Source organism: Phytohabitans maris (assembly GCF_031085175.1).
GTDB classification, from domain to species: domain Bacteria; phylum Actinomycetota; class Actinomycetes; order Mycobacteriales; family Micromonosporaceae; genus Phytohabitans; species Phytohabitans maris.
In genome coordinates this window covers 167677-181792 of the sequence record NZ_JAVHUY010000009.1, presented here as the reverse complement: position 1 = coordinate 181792, position 14116 = coordinate 167677, and the positions used below count along the sequence as shown (strand labels likewise).

13 protein-coding genes are annotated in these 14116 nt (G+C 70.2%); 4 read left to right on the top strand and 9 right to left on the bottom strand.

The window, feature by feature from the left end:
• Positions 1-381 precede the first annotated feature (381 nt).
• The 4 genes from RB614_RS12010 to RB614_RS11995 form a co-directional block, all read right to left on the bottom strand.
• Complete coding sequence (locus RB614_RS12010; RefSeq protein ID WP_308712520.1) at positions 382-1596, bottom strand: amidohydrolase family protein; 1215 nt, start codon at positions 1594-1596, stop codon at positions 382-384.
• A gap of 101 nt (positions 1597-1697) precedes the next feature.
• Entirely contained in the window at positions 1698-2834 is a 1137-nt protein-coding gene (locus tag RB614_RS12005) for a thiolase family protein (protein ID WP_308712519.1), read from the bottom strand.
• Positions 2831-3241, bottom strand: a complete 411-nt coding sequence (locus RB614_RS12000; protein ID WP_308712518.1) for a Zn-ribbon domain-containing OB-fold protein — start codon at positions 3239-3241, stop codon at positions 2831-2833. Before RB614_RS12000 ends, RB614_RS12005 begins: the two co-directional genes overlap by 4 nt.
• An 8-nt stretch (positions 3242-3249) precedes the next feature.
• Positions 3250-3918, bottom strand: a complete 669-nt coding sequence (locus RB614_RS11995) for a GntR family transcriptional regulator (protein WP_308712517.1) — start codon at positions 3916-3918, stop codon at positions 3250-3252.
• Between the two features lie 120 nt (positions 3919-4038).
• Between RB614_RS11995 and RB614_RS11990 the strand changes: the two genes are divergently transcribed.
• A complete protein-coding gene (locus RB614_RS11990; RefSeq protein ID WP_308712516.1) occupies positions 4039-6666 on the top strand; it encodes a CaiB/BaiF CoA transferase family protein in 2628 nt (875 codons plus the stop codon).
• Between the two features lie 26 nt (positions 6667-6692).
• Here RB614_RS11990 and RB614_RS11985 read toward each other — a convergent pair whose 3' ends face one another.
• Together RB614_RS11985 and RB614_RS11980 are read right to left on the bottom strand one after the other, a co-directional pair.
• Positions 6693-7541 carry an SMP-30/gluconolactonase/LRE family protein gene (locus RB614_RS11985; RefSeq protein ID WP_308712515.1) on the bottom strand — a complete coding sequence of 283 codons (849 nt, stop codon included), beginning with the start codon at positions 7539-7541 and terminating at the stop codon, positions 6693-6695.
• Positions 7538-8452, bottom strand: a complete 915-nt coding sequence (locus tag RB614_RS11980; RefSeq protein WP_308712514.1) for a TIGR03619 family F420-dependent LLM class oxidoreductase — start codon at positions 8450-8452, stop codon at positions 7538-7540. The genes RB614_RS11985 and RB614_RS11980 overlap by 4 nt, the downstream gene beginning before the upstream one ends.
• 176 nt (positions 8453-8628) lie before the next feature.
• On the opposite strand from RB614_RS11980, the gene RB614_RS11975 reads away from it, so the two are divergent.
• The 3 genes from RB614_RS11975 to RB614_RS11965 are packed head-to-tail and all read left to right on the top strand — an operon-like array spanning position 8629 to position 11443.
• Entirely contained in the window at positions 8629-9822 is a 1194-nt protein-coding gene (locus RB614_RS11975; RefSeq protein ID WP_308712513.1) for an LLM class flavin-dependent oxidoreductase, read from the top strand.
• 30 nt (positions 9823-9852) lie between these two features.
• Positions 9853-10770: an SDR family NAD(P)-dependent oxidoreductase gene (locus tag RB614_RS11970; RefSeq protein WP_308712512.1), complete on the top strand. Its 918-nt coding sequence runs from the start codon at positions 9853-9855 to the stop codon at positions 10768-10770.
• Between the two features lie 16 nt (positions 10771-10786).
• Complete coding sequence (locus RB614_RS11965; RefSeq protein ID WP_308712511.1) at positions 10787-11443, top strand: SDR family oxidoreductase; 657 nt, start codon at positions 10787-10789, stop codon at positions 11441-11443.
• A 27-nt stretch (positions 11444-11470) separates the two neighbouring features.
• Here the strand turns inward: RB614_RS11965 and RB614_RS11960 are convergent, their stop codons facing one another.
• From RB614_RS11960 to RB614_RS11950, 3 genes are all read right to left on the bottom strand, one after another.
• Positions 11471-12514, bottom strand: coding sequence for an alpha/beta hydrolase (locus RB614_RS11960; RefSeq protein ID WP_308712510.1), 1044 nt, complete (start codon positions 12512-12514; stop codon positions 11471-11473).
• Between the two features lie 63 nt (positions 12515-12577).
• Positions 12578-13204, bottom strand: a complete 627-nt coding sequence (locus RB614_RS11955) for a nitroreductase family protein (RefSeq protein WP_308712509.1) — start codon at positions 13202-13204, stop codon at positions 12578-12580.
• Positions 13201-14010: a hypothetical protein gene (locus RB614_RS11950; protein WP_308712508.1), complete on the bottom strand. Its 810-nt coding sequence runs from the start codon at positions 14008-14010 to the stop codon at positions 13201-13203. Before RB614_RS11950 ends, RB614_RS11955 begins: the two co-directional genes overlap by 4 nt.
• Positions 14011-14116: the final 106 nt, after the last annotated feature.

Below are 14116 nucleotides of genomic sequence, written 5' to 3'. Positions count from 1 at the left end.
AAGATGCGCCGAAGGCGCACAGACCCGCCGCCCGTGCCATTCCGTGTGCCGTCGACCCGCACCCCAGGTAGACCAGCGCCCGGGGCGCCACCCCACACGCACCGCAAACCATCACGACCAACGCTGGCGCCCCGGGGCGCTGGTCCGCTCAACTCCCTCGGGTCGACGGCACACAGATGGCACCCCCTTCCCGGAGCCGGAGCGCCCCCGCCGGAGGCAAAGCGGGGTAACCGCAACCAACAGCGGACGGGTGGGGCCGCGGGAGCAACGGCCTGGACCACGACGGACAGAGATGGTAGCCCGAAATCGCGTCCTCCGCAGTGAATCCGCGGAAGGCCGGGAGCCCTCTCCCCGACCCCGAAAGGCGGCCCGGTGTCGCGGTCAGGCGGGCTGGCGGTCCAGGTCGAGCTGGAACAGCTGGATCGCGTTGCCGCGGACGATCTTGTACGTTGTCTCGGCGTCGATTCCGGCGAACTGCTCGGCGAGGTGTTCGAGGGTGTGCGGGTAGGGGCCGTCGGCGTGCGGGAAGTCGACCTCGAACATCAGGTTGTCGACGCCGATGTGGGGAGCCTGCTCGATGGCGTGCCGGTCGGCGAAGATGCAGCCGTACATGTTGCGCCGGACGTAGGTCGAGGGCAGCTCCTGCATCTTGACCTCGCCGTGCCCCCAGGTGTGGTGGGTGTAGGCGTGGTCCATCCGCTCCATCGCGTAGGGGAGCCAACCGGCTTGACCCTCCGAGTAGGCGAGCTTGAGGGCCGGGAAGCGGTCGAGCACGCCGGAGAAGATGAAGTCCGCCATCGAGGCGTAGGAGTTGGAGAACTGGAGCGTCGTGGTGATGACGTCGGGTGCGTCCGGCGGCATCGGCATCATCTTCGACGACGAGCCGATGTGCATGCAGATGACCGTGCCGGTCTCCTCGCACGCCGCGAAGAACGGATCCCAGTTGCCGTGGTGGATCGACGGGAAGCCGAGGTGACCGACGATCTCGCTGAATGTGACGGCGCGGACGCCACGCGCCGCGTTGCGGCGTACCTCGGCCGCGGCGAGCGCGGGGTCCCACAGGGGCACGACGGGGAGCGGGATGAGGCGGCCGCCCGAGTTGCCGCACCACTCCTCGACGATGAAGTTGTTGTATGCCTCGACGCACGCGAGCCCGAAGTCCCGGTCCTTGCTGGTCTGCTCGCTCAGTGCCTGACCGCAGAATCGAGGAAAGGTCGGGAAGGCGAGCGAGGCCTCGACGTGCTGGGAGGTCATCACGTCGAGCCTGGCTTGGGGGTCGTAGCACGCGGGGTGCATCTGGTCGTACGTCGCCGGCTCGTTGCCACGCATGTCGGCAGTGGTCTCGACGCCGTCGAGGATGAGGATGGGCCGCCGGAGCACGTACGCGGAGTCGCCGAACAGCCAGACGTCTCCGGGGTCCCCGTCCGGATCCTCGACCAAGCCGTTGAACAGCTTCGACTCCTTGCTGATCAGCCGCCGCTCCACCCGGGGCGCCCGGTCCTGGTACTTCGCCGGCAGCCACCTCTCGAACAGCGTGGGGGGCTCGATGATGTGGTCGTCGACGCTGATGATCATCGGCAGGTCGGTGGTGGTCATCCCCAGGTCTCTCCCTTTCCTCGGCTCGCTTTCCGCGATGATATCTCAGATATCATGTCTCGGCGAGGATGTCTCGGTGGGAGCATCTCAGTGGGAGCGTCTCAGCGAGAGTCCTGCCGCCCGAGAAGCACGACGTCGCCGAGTGCGGCCACGAGGGCGACCCGCGGGTCCGGCAGCTGGTTGGCCGCGGACGAGCCGCGCAGCTGGCGCACCGCCTGGACGACCCGCTGGATCCGCTGGGACTCCCCGGTGTGCGAGTGCGACATCGTGCCGCCGTCCGTCACCACCGGATAGCGCCCGGTGACCTCGATGGCGCCGCCGGCGACGAAGTCGGGTCCTTCGCCGACACCGCAGTAACGGAACGCCTCGAAGTACCTGATGATCTCCCAGCTGAAGTTGTCGTAGAGCTCGAAGACGTCGACGTCCTCGCGAGCGATCCCGGCGCGTGCGAAGGCGCGGTCGGCCGCGTCCCTGCCCAGCATCCCGACCCGTTCGTAGGTCGGCGGGTGCGTGTAGCTCGGCCCCCAGCTCTCGGAGCCGCCGCCGAGCACGGCGACGGCGACCCCCGGGAGGTCCCGCGCCCGCTCCGCCGTGGTGAGGACGAGGGCGCTGCCTCCTTCCGCGGTCGTGGCGCAGTCGAGCAGGTGATAGGGGTCCGCGACCATGCGCGAGGCCAGGATGTCCTCCGCCGAGAACGGGCCGCGCCCGTAGTAGACGGCCTCCGGGTTGCGCGCGCCGTTGTTCCGGATCACCGCCGCGACGTGAGCGACCTTCGCCGGGTCGACCGAGAACCTGTGCATGTACTCCTTCGCCGACAGGGCGAACTCGGCGGGAGTCATCAGGCCCCAGCACTCGATGAACTCGTTCGAGGGGCGGGTCCAGGGCGCCGTGCTCGCGGCGTCCTGGTGGATCCCCGCCTCGCCGGCGGCGAGCACGACGACGTCGGTGACGCCGGCCTCGATCGCGGTGGCCGCCTCGAGGACCGACGCGGCGCCCGGCATGGCCCGACCGGCCCAGAAGTAGGGGATGCCCATCGCGTAGCCGAACTTGCGCGAGCCGTTCTGATAGTCCAGTCCCGGCAGGACGTTGACGCCGGTGACGTCTGCGACATCGAGGCCGGCGTCGCCCAACGCACCCCGGATCGCGGCCGAGGTCACGGTGTCGGACGTCTCCCCGTCCAGCCTCCGAGCCTGACGCGTGTTGAACGCGCCCACGATGACGGCCTGCCGGGATCTCACGGGCGTAGCCCGGTCGCGGGTGCGAGCTCGAAGAACGGCAGGGCGATCTCCTCGGACTCCCGATGGAACCGGACCTGGACCGCGGCCCCGATCAGGTCCGCGTCCGGCTCGGCGCCGACGATGTTCGTAAACATCTCGTACCCCTCCTCCAGCTGGACGACCGCCACGACGTACGGCGGGTCGAAGGCCGGGGTCGGCGGCCGCCAGACCACGGTGTAGGTGACGACGTGCCCCCGACCGGAGGACTCGACCCACTCGTAGTCGGTGTCCAGGCAGTGCGGGCAGAAGACGCTGGGGATGAAGAAGCAGCGCGCACAGCTCGAACAGCGCTGCACGAGAAGTCTCCCGTCGAGGCAGCCGTCCCAGAACGGGCGCGACAGGGCGGTGGGCCGCGGCAGGGGGCGCATGGCGGGGCTCAACGCGCGGGTACCGCGGCGCCGGGCTTCGCCATCGCGTCGAGCAACTGGTCCATGATGCGGAGCGCGTGGCTCGCGAGGAGGGCGCTCGCGGCGGCGGAGTCGCGGGCACGCAGCGCGTCGGCGATCTCGACGTGTTCGAGCGCGTCCGGGACGAAGTCGCGGACCAGGCTGACGTCACGCTGACGCAGCGCCACCGTCAGGACGAAGGCGTCCTCGATCGCCGAGCGCATGAACTCGTTTCCCGAGGCGTCCGCGACCGCCACGTGAAACTGTTGGTCGGTCTGCCTGAAGTCGGCCGGAGCGCCGTCCCGTGCGCAGCGCAGGGACTCCGAAGCCCAGCGTGTGATGGCGTCGAGCTGCTCGCCCGTGGCGTGGCGGGCCGCATAGGTCGCGGCGCCCGACTCCAGAACCGCGCGGTACTCGAACGCGTGCCGCACCGACCGGGCCGAGGGCAGTGTCACGCGGAGTCCCCGCGACGTCGGCTCGACGAGTCCGATCCGGCGCATCCGCAGCAGGGCTTCGCGGACCGGCGTCTTGCTCACGGTCAGCTCCCTGGCGAGCGTGGTCTCGCTGACCGAGCTGCCCGGTGGCAGCGATGCGTCGACGATCCGGTCGCGGATCGCCGCGAACACGAGGTCGGTGAGGCTGTCCGGCCTCTCGATCATGCGGGGACCGCCCTTTCGCCTCGCTCGCGTGTGCCGGGTCGGCCCGAGCGTGAGATGTAACGCGCCGGTATGGCGACGTGTGCTGTATGGCATATGGTATCTCAAAGCGAGGAGGCTGTCATGAGCGACGCACCGCACGAGGGGATCACCCGGCCCGGCGACCCGGCGGACCACTTCGCGTTCCTGGGCCGGCTGCGGGTGCTCGAAGTCGGCGACGAGCTGGGTGAGTACTGCGGGAAGGTGCTGGCCGGCCTCGGCGCGGACGTGGTGCGGGTCGAGCCGCCGGGCGGAGCGGAGACCCGGACGTACGGCCCGTTCCTCGACGACGAGCCGCACCCCGACCGGAGCCTGTACTTCTGGCACCACAACCTGGGCAAGCGCTCGATCGTCCTCGACCTGGACTCGGGAAGCGACCAGGAGCGGTTCCGCCGCCTGGCCGCACAGGCCGACGTGATCCTGGACAGCCGGCCGCGGGACTACCTCCTCGACCGCGGTCTCGGGTACGGCGTCCTGCGCGCGGCCCAGCCCGGCCTGATCCACGCGAGGATCTCGCCGTTCGGCGACATCGGTCCGTGGCGCGACTACGCCGGCAGCGACCTGGTCCACCTCGCCCTGGGCGGGGTGATGATGAACTGCGGATACGACCCGGACCCGATTGGCGGGTACGACACCCCGCCCATCGCGCCCCAGATGTGGCAGGCGTACTACATCGCCGGCGAGATGGCGGCGATGTCGATCCTGGCCGCCCTGACCTACCGGCTCCACACGGGACGGGGGCAGGCGCTCTCGACGAGCGTGCACCAGGCCGTCAGCCAGAACACCGAGACCGACCTGCCGGACTGGATCTACCTCAAGCAGGTGCACCGCCGCGTCACGTGCCGGCACTCGACCACATCCGCGCGCAGTCCGTCGATCGCGCTGACCAAGGACGGTCGCTACGTCCTGCCGTACCGGACCTACGTCCGCTCTCAGGGCGACGAGTGGGACGCCACCGTCGAGCTCCTCCGCAAGTACGGCTTCGCGGCCAACCTGGGCGATCCCAAGTACGCCACGGACTACCGGAACAGCGACGAGGCGCGGGACCGCCTGGCGCACCAGGTCAACCTCCTCGTCGGACAGACCCTGTTCGAGCGCGACGTCTGGCGTGACGCGCAGGCACTCAACCTCCCCTGGACGCCGGTGCGGCGCCCCGAGGAGAACGCCACGGACGAGCACTGGTTGCGGCGGGGTGCGTTCTTCGACGTCGAGCACCCCGAGCTCGACCGCACGTTCCTCTACACGGGTGGGAAGTGGGTCACGGAGGAGTTCGAGTGGCCGCGGGGGCCACGCCCGCCGCTGGTGGGTGAGCACACCGACGAGGTCGAGGCGGAGTGGAGCCGCGGCCGGCCGGAGCGGCGGCCGGCGTACACGTCGCCCCGGAACGAAGCGACCGTCGTCAGCCCGCACGGCAAGCCGTTCGCGCTGTCCGGCGTGCGAGTCGTCGACATGAGCTGGATGCTGGCGAGCGCGGGGGCGGGTCGGTTCTTCGCCGCGATGGGTGCCGACGTGGTGAAGGTCGAGCACATCAGCCGACCGGACCGCATGCGGTTCAGTCCGCTCGGCGCCTGCCCGCCCGGAGGCCGCGCCGAGCGGGACGCCGCGGTCGAAGCGCTCCCCACGCCCAGCTACACCGGGGATGACGGCAGCCCGAACCGCAGCGGCTCCTTCATGGAGATCAACTCTGGCAAGCGGTCGCTCTCGCTCAACCTGAAGCATCCCGCGTCGCGCAGGATCCTCGAAGACCTGATCCGGGATGCCGACATGGTCGTGGAGGGCTTCTCGCCCGGCACCATGACCCGGATGGGACTCGGCTACGACCGGCTCCGCGAGCTCAACCCCCGCATCATCTACGTGCAACAGAGCGGCCTGGGCGAACGGGGGAGCTACGGCCAGGTGCGCACGTTCGGTCCGAGCGCCCAGGCGATATCGGGGATGAGCGACATGTCGGGGCTCCCGGCGCCGTTTCCGCCGGCCGGGATCGGCTACTCCTACCTGGACTGGTTCGGGGCCTACAACATGGCGACGGCGATGCTCGCCGCGCTCTACCGTCGAGACGTCACGGGGCTGGGCTGCCACATCGACGCCTCCCAGGGGGAGACGGGTCTCTACCTCACCGGGACCGCGATCCTGGACAAGACCGCCAACGGCCGGGACTGGGCTCGCTACGGCAACGGTTCGCCGTACAAGCGGGCCGCTCCGCACGGGGCGTACCCCACGCGGGGCGACGACCGGTGGCTCGCGCTGGCGGCGTTCACCGATGCCGACTGGTACGGCGTGACCGACGTGCTCGGCATCGAGGAGCTGCGTGACGACCACCGGTTCGCAAGTCTGGCGGACCGGATCAAGCACGCCGGCGCACTCGACCGGCTCGTGGCCGAGGCGACCCGATCCCGGGACGGCTTCGCGCTCATGCACCAGCTGCAGGCGCGCGGAGTGCCCGCCGGCGTGTGCCAGACCGCGCAGGACCGCTACGAGTCGGACCCGCAGCTGGAGGCACTCGGCTGGCTGGTCGAGCTAGAGCAGAGCGAGCTGGGCCGCTGGCCGGTCAAGGAGCATCCGACCTGGTTCTCCGAGACGCCCACCTACATCGGCGGCCGGTACGACCGGTCCGGGCCGAGCTACGGCGAGGACACCGACCGGGTGCTGGCGGAGCTCGCCGGGCTCGACGCCGGACGGATCGCCGAGCTCCGCGCCGACGGAGCGCTCTGACCGACCCTGATCCCTGGCCGCCTTCCTCAGGGGGCGAGGCGGACTGTCTCGATCACCGAGGTGCAGGTCCGGGCGGCGATGGCTTCGGCTCCGCCCAGGCAGCTGAGGACGAAGAGGGTCCGACCGTCGTGGCCGCCGACAGCGCAGGCCAGGGGCATCCGGCCGGTGAAGTCCACGACGTCGGCGACGGCGCCGCCCTCGATGACCCGCCGGCAGTCGGACGTCCACGGCGACGCGCACCAGATCCCACCGGCCGGGTCGGCGGCGATCCCGTCGGCGCTGCCCGGGGCGAGGTCGGCCCACGGTCGGCGGGCGGAGAGCGAGCCGTCCGGACCCCGGTCGTACGCCGTCAGCCGTTGGGCCGGGAACTCGGCGACGACATATGTGTTTCCCCCGTCGAGGAGGGCCGGCCCGTTCGGGGCGTCGAGCCGCTCGGCGACGACCCTGGCGCTGCCGTCCGGCTCGACCAGGATCACGACGCCGTCCGCGTCGACGGGTCGCGGCTCAGCATTCGAGTGGGTACCCATCGACCCCACGTAGGCGCGCCCCCGGTCGTCGACGACCATGTCGTTGAGTCCGCCCACGGCCAGTTGGGACAGATCGGCGTGCACGACGACCTTCCCCGTGGTCTCCAGGCGCAGGAGGGTCGGTTCGTTGAGGTTGGCGATCAGCAGCCGGCCGTCGGGCAGGAAGCCGAGGCCGCTAGGGCGTTCACCGTGGGTGAGCTCGACGACCACCTCCGCCCGGCCCGACTCGTCGACGGTCATCACCCGGTCGGCGAAGATGTCGGAGAACCAGAGTCGATCGTCTCGCCATCGCGGACTCTCGGCGAACCTCAGGCCGTCGAGCAGCGGCCGAGGGAGCCCCGGGCTCACAGCCCCGCCATGGCGGCCACCGCGTCGAGCGCGTGCAGGGTCTGGTCAGGGGTCGGCGGCGGGGCCGACAGGGTCGCCACTCCGACCGCGGCCCAGTCCTCCAGCGGGATGCGGGTGCCCGGGTGGTTGTAGAGCAGGACCATCAGCCGTTCGACGCCGGCCGCGGCGTACGCCTCACGGATCTCCTCACTGGGGTCGCGCACGCCGACCGTGATGGACACCTCGCCGGGGTCCCGTCCGATCCGGGCGCACTCGGCGTCGAGAGCGGCCCGGAACCCGGCTACCTGTGCCGGTGTCACACCGGTGGCGAGCCACCCGTCGGCCCACGCCGCGATCCGGCTCGCGGCCACCGGCGTGGGTTGCGCCCCGACGATCACCGGGGGATGCGGGCGTTGCAGGGGCCGTGGGTCGCAGACCATCTCCGGAAACGAGACGAGGTCCCCGTCGTACGCCGCGGACTCGTTGGCCCACAGCCCTTTCATCGCCGCGACCGCCTGGATGGTGTAAGCCCAGGGCTTGGCGGCCGCCGGGTTGTGGAGCTCGGTGACCTCGCGGAGCCACCCGGTGCCGAGGCCGAACAGGAAGCGGCCCGCGCTGAACGCGTCCAGGGTCGAGACGGCCTTGGCGAGCGTGAGCGGCGGGTGCTCCGGCACCAGGCAGACCCCGGTGGCCACCCGAAGCCGGCTGGTGACGGCGGCCATCATGCTGAGGACGACGAACGGATCGGCCATCTGGTGGTAGACGTCCGGGATCTCACCCCCGGTCATGGGGAACGGGATGCCGGGATGCTTGGGCACGACGGTGTGCTCCGGAGCCCAGTACGACTCGAACCCCCGGGCTTCGAGTTCCCGCGCCAGCGTGACGGCGTCGATCGTGCGGGTCGTGACAGCGAGCTGCGCGCCGATCTTCATCCGCATGACTCTCCGGCGCGAAGCTTCTGGCCGACCAGCCTGCCGTTTCGCAGAGCAGAACACCCGACCGCGTTCCGACATGTTCAGCGAGCCGGAACGAAGTCGTGGAGCCGCGTCCCGGCTGGTGCTTGACTCCGCGGAACAGGGGCCCTCTTGACGATGCTGGAGGAGAGACCGTGAAGGTCGGAGTTCACTTCAACTTTCAGAACTACCACGACTGGGGCCGCTTCCTCGCGAAGGCGCCCGGCCCGCCAAAGGTCACCGACCAGCAGATCTACGACGAGGAGATCGCGCTGGCCGAGCTCGTCGAGCCGCTGGGCTTCGACTCGTACTGGGCGATCGACCACCACTTCACGCCGTACGTCATGACCGGCGGGGCGCTGCAGCACCTGACCTTCATGGCCGGCCGGACCAGCAACATCGACTTCGGCACGATGATCGTGGTGCTTCCCTGGTACGACCCGCTGGTGGTCGCGGACCAGATCAGCGCGCTCGACAACCTGCTGCAGGGTCGCCAGCTCACGCTGGGCATGGGTCGGGGTGCCGCGATCCGGGAGTTCGACGCGTTCCGCGTGCCCATGGGTGAGGCGCGCAGTCGGTTCAACGAGACCCTGGAGATCCTCCGCAAGGCGATGTCCCAGGAGTGGTTCTCGCACCAGGGCGAGCACTTCACGATCCCCGAGACCACGATCCGCCCCTCGTACCGCAACCCGCAGCGGCTCATGGACCGGATGCGGATCGCCTGGACCAGCCCCGAGACGCTGCCCATCGCCGCCAGCGCCGGGCTGGGGATGCTGATGACGAACCAGAAGAGCTGGGACGACTACTCGGCGGACGTCGCGGCGTTCAACAGCATCCGGGCGGGCAACGGACTCGAGCCGACCCAGCCCACCGTCGTGGTGCGGATGACCTGCGCCGAGACGGAGGAGGAAGCCTGGGCGGCGATGAAGGTGCACTCCCTCGAGGCGGGCGAGAGCAGCAAGCTCCACTACCAGTTCGACGACCCGGAGCGGTTTCGCAACACCAAGGGGTACGAGCAGTACGCCAAGCTCGGCAACGCGATCACCGACCAGGAGACGCTGGTGGAGAAGAGCGCCCGGCCGCAGGCGTGGGGCACCCCGGACCAGGTCTTCGAGAAGCTCAAGGAGATCCAGAGCAAGACCAGCGCGGAGGAGTTCGTTCTCAACGTGCGGTTCGGGGCCATGCCGATCGAACAGGCCGAGCGGTCCCTCCGGCTCTTCGCCAAGGAGGTGCTCCCGCGGCTGCACGAGCTGGAGGCGCCCTTGGCCGACGAGATGCGCGGTGCGGCCGACGGCGCCGGCCACGTGGCCTTCGGAACCGCCGAGGAGCCGACCCGCCTGGGCCTGTAGCCCGGCCTCCGGGGAAAGGTGGACGAGATCATGGGCAGCGACTACTTCAAGACGCTCTACTCCCGCGCCGTCGAGTCCGGTGACAGCCTCGATGTCCTGTGGGACGAGCAACGGATGCCGTTCGACTCGATCGAGAAGCGGCTGACGGACCTGCTCGACCTGCGCGGCCGGAAGGTGGTCATCACCGGCGGTGGGGGCGCGGGGCTCGGCCAGGCCTGTGCCAACCGGTTCGCCGGTCTCGGCGCCGATGTCGCCCTGGTCGACATCAAGGTCGAGTCCACCGATGCCACCGGCAGCATGCCGCGGTACGCCGGGCCGGACCCGCACGGGGTAGCCGCCCGCGTAGCCGAGAAGTGGGGAACCCGGGCCTTCGGCGTCCACGGCGACGCGACGGACTGGGAAGACATCCAACGGTGGATGGCGGAATGCCACGACCTGCTCGGCGGGATCGACGTGCTGGTGAACAGCGCTGTCGACGTCGCCGTGGTCGACTTCGGCACGGCCACCAGAGAGGACCTGGACAGGTCACTGCGGGGGACCATGGCCGGGCCGATGTACGCGAGCAGGGCCGCGCTGGACTACATGATCCCGCAGGGTCGCGGCCACATCGTCAACGTCGGCAGCGCCTCCGCGAACATGCCGAGTGCGCCGAGGAACCTTCTCTACGGTACGGGCAAGAGTTGGCTCGCGTCGTTCACCCGGTTTCTCGCCGCCGAGGTGATCCACCACGGCATCCGCGTGGCCGGGGTGAACCCGGCGTCCATGGTGCGCACGAAGGAGAAGATCCCGGCGTTCAACGACATGTGGTTCTACTCCCTGATCCGCAACCAGTTGGGCCGCTACCTCCTCCACGAGGAGACGGCCAACGTCGTCGCGTTCCTCGCCTCGGACGCGGCGAGCGCGATCGTCGGCGAGGTCATCGACACCGACGGGGGCGCATCGCTCTAGTGGAGGGTGGCGCCAGATGAGCAGGCCGGTCCTGCTGGTCGTCGGAGCTGGTCCCGGTGTGAGCGGATCGGTCGCCCGGCGGTTCGCGCGAGATGGTTACGACATCGAACTGCTCGGTATCGACCACGACGCGCTTCACGCCCTGACCGCCGATGTCGAGCGAACGGGGGCCGTCGCCGGTTACGCACATGTCGACATCACCGACGCCGGCGCGACCGCGGCATCGATCCAGCTCGCGGGCGAACGCCGTCGCCGGATCGATGTCGTGCATTTCAACCCGAGCGCGTTTCGGGAGAAGGACCCGCTGGAGCTGAGCGTTCCCGAACTCCTCGAAGACCTGGCGCTCGGTGTCGGCGGCCTGCTCACCGCCATCCAGGCGGCCCGGCCGTTCATGTCCGCCGGTGGGCGGGTGACCGCCACCGGCAGCATGGCGGCGGATCAGCCGTGGCACCGCGCCGCGTCGCTCGGTGTCCAGAAGGCCGGCCTGCGCAACCTGGTTCGCAGCCTGGACACGACCCTCGCGCCCGACGGTATCCGCGCCGTGTCGGTGACGGTCTGCGGGAGGCTCAGCCAGGACGGGAGGTTTACGCCCGATCGGGTGGCCGATGCGATCTGGGACGCCGCGGGTCAGGACGTGGACACCTGGCTCAGCGAGGTCGAATACGGCGGCTGACGGCGGCCCGCCCGAAAGCCGGTGGCGCTACGGGCGCCGCAGATTGGCGCGGAGGAACGCGTCGGTGAGGCGCTCGGTCTCCGGACCGTTCTCGGGCAGGGCCGCACCGTGGCATTGGGGCAGGCGGCGCATCGTCACGGTGACCCCGTCGTCGACGAGGCGACGGGCGTACGCGCTGCCTTCGTCGCGCAGGACGTCGTAGTCACCGAGGATGACCAGAGCGGGAGGCAGGCCGCGGAGGCTGGACGCGTGCATGGGGGAGGCGTACGGCTCGTACGCGTCGGCCGGTGACGCGAGGTACATCTCCCACATCTCCAGGGCGTTCTGGCGGGTCATGACATAGCCCACGGCGAACAGGCGCATCGAGGCGGTGTTGCAGCCGCTGCCGGTGACCGGGATGTTGAGCACTTGCGCGCAGAGCGCCGGCCCACCTCGGTCGCGGCTCATCAGCGCGACCGCCGCGGCCAGGCTGCCGCCGGCGCTGCCGCCGCCGACCGCGAGCCTGGTCGCGTCGACACCGAGCCGCTCGGCGTTGCCCGCGACCCAGGTCAGTGCCGTGTAGCAGTCCTCGACCGGGAGTGGGAACTTGTGGTCGGGGGCCATGCGGTAGTCGACGTCGATGACGACGGCGCCGAGTTCGCGGGCTCGCGTACCGTGCACCGCGGCACTGCCGCGCAACACGTCGAGCCCGCCGCCGACCCAGAAGCCGCCGCCGTGGAAGTGCAGGTAGGCCGGCGCGTCGCTGACGCCGGCGGGCCGGTACACGATCGCGTTGATCGAACCGGCCGCGCACTCGGCGCAGCCGGACCAGCCGCAGGTCCCGGCCACCGGGATGCGGACCTCGGTGACGTCGACTCCCTCGACGGTCGGCCGGGTGCTCCCGCTCCCGCCGCCCATCTGCGCCATCCGTGCTTGCTGCTTCGCGCGGTCCGCCGTGACCTCGGCAAACCACGCGTCCCGCGCGACCGGGTCGGCTGGCGGCTGCCGGACCGCGGGCGCCCGGCTGCTGTCCAGGTAGGGCGTGATCTGCTCGATGATCTCGCGAAGTCGCGGTTCCGTCACCAACTCCATGAACGGCAACAGTATGTCGTGTGTCAGATCTTGTCTATCAGATCTCGTATGGCAGCTGGGCCTTTAGGTCCAAGCCGTGCCGAAGCGCCCCCGAAACATCGTGGAGACGACGGGATTGCGGGTCAGCGGGCCGTAGCGGCCGATCGGGTAGCCCAGCGGGATGGTCGCGCCGATCTCGAACGCCGGCGGGATGCCGAAGTGCTCGCGGACCGCGGGTTCGTTCTCCAGGTGGTTCGTGGTCATCGCCGCTCCGATGCCGAGGCCGCGGGCCGCGAGGAGCAGGTTCTGCGTCGCGGCGTACACCGAGGACCAGGCGTACCGGACGTCCGGGTTCTCCCTGCTGGGGAACGCGTTCTCGATGAGTGGCAGGACGAGCACGGGGATCTGGTCGAAGTCGAAGATGAACCGCCGGTACCGCCGTTGCGCGTGTGCGGTGGGTGAGGTGTCCGCCACGGCCGGCTCCGGGTAGCGATCGCCGACGGCCTCGACCAGCATGTCCCGAAACCACCGCCGGTCCTCGGGCGCCGTGACCACGAGGAACCTCCAGAGCTGTCGGTTTCCCGCGCTGGGGGCGCGGGTCGCGAAGTGGACAAGTCGCTCGATGAGCTCGTCGGGTAGCGGGTCGGGCCGGAGCCGGCGGATGGCCCGGCAGGTCTCCAGCGCCTCGAAGAGATCGAACTCGGCGGTCACGCCTCAACTCCCGCGCGCCGGCTCCACCGGTGGTCCCGGGGGAGGGCCAGGACCGCGAAGCGCGTCTCGCCGTCCGACGAGCTCTTGTGCCCCTGGCCCGCGAAGTCCTCGACGAGGCAGACGTCGCCCGCCCTCAGGGTCCGCCGGCCGCCGTCCCCGCCGACCTCGACCTCGAACCCGCCGGCGAGCACGACGAGCAGGCTCGTTCCGGTCTCGGTGTGCCAGTCGGAGCGCATGGACGGTGAAAGGCACACAAAGCTCAGGGCGGTGGCCTCCTGTCCCTGCTCGGACGGCATCGAGAAGAGGTCGTCGAAAGGCACCAGGTGGGCGACCTCGCCGGCGGAGAACATCCGGAGCAGGCGGGGCGGGGTGTGTGCCGTCCGCCGGCCTTCGTCCAGGGACGGAGGCACGGTGCCGATGGGCAGCCAGGCCGGCCCGACCTCGACCTCAAGGTATGAGCAGGCGGTCGCCGCCCGGATCCGCACGGGCGCTTTGAGCGGAACGGGGACGTCGAGGAACAACACGTCGCCGGCGCCGAGCCTGGCCCGCATGTCGGGGACGATCACCTGGAGCGTTCCCGAGACCACGAGGAACAGTCGACGCGTACTGCGGCCGGTGACCACCTCGATCGGCCCGGCGGGAGTGGTGACCGCGCGCACCTGCCGCACCCCGGACATGCTGCTCGGCTCGGGAGCCAGTTCCCGGTCCAGAGCCGTGGCTGTCGGCCCGGGCGCGAGAAACGGCAGGGGCAGCGACTCGAGCCGAGGGGCTCCCACGCCGTCACGAGCGACACGCAGTGTCTTCACTGTTCCTCCACTCAAGTCTGTTGCGACGTACGATATCTCATGTACCATACGGTGCCCAACGGAACTGTGACGTGGACCGCACGCACAGCTGGGACAGGCGGCATGT

Bases quoted from the DNA above. Each gene is read 5' to 3' on its own strand.
- RB614_RS12010 (WP_308712520.1), bottom strand. From the start codon at position 1,596: ATGACCACCACCGACCTGCCGATGATCATCAGCGTCGACGACCACATC.
- RB614_RS12000 (WP_308712518.1), bottom strand. From the start codon at position 3,241: ATGCGCCCCCTGCCGCGGCCCACCGCCCTGTCGCGCCCGTTCTGGGAC.
- RB614_RS11995 (WP_308712517.1), bottom strand. From the start codon at position 3,918: ATGATCGAGAGGCCGGACAGCCTCACCGACCTCGTGTTCGCGGCGATC.
- RB614_RS11990 (WP_308712516.1), top strand. From the start codon at position 4,039: ATGAGCGACGCACCGCACGAGGGGATCACCCGGCCCGGCGACCCGGCG.
- RB614_RS11980 (WP_308712514.1), bottom strand. From the start codon at position 8,452: ATGAAGATCGGCGCGCAGCTCGCTGTCACGACCCGCACGATCGACGCC.
- RB614_RS11970 (WP_308712512.1), top strand. From the start codon at position 9,853: ATGGGCAGCGACTACTTCAAGACGCTCTACTCCCGCGCCGTCGAGTCC.
- RB614_RS11965 (WP_308712511.1), top strand. From the start codon at position 10,787: ATGAGCAGGCCGGTCCTGCTGGTCGTCGGAGCTGGTCCCGGTGTGAGC.
- RB614_RS11960 (WP_308712510.1), bottom strand. From the start codon at position 12,514: ATGGAGTTGGTGACGGAACCGCGACTTCGCGAGATCATCGAGCAGATC.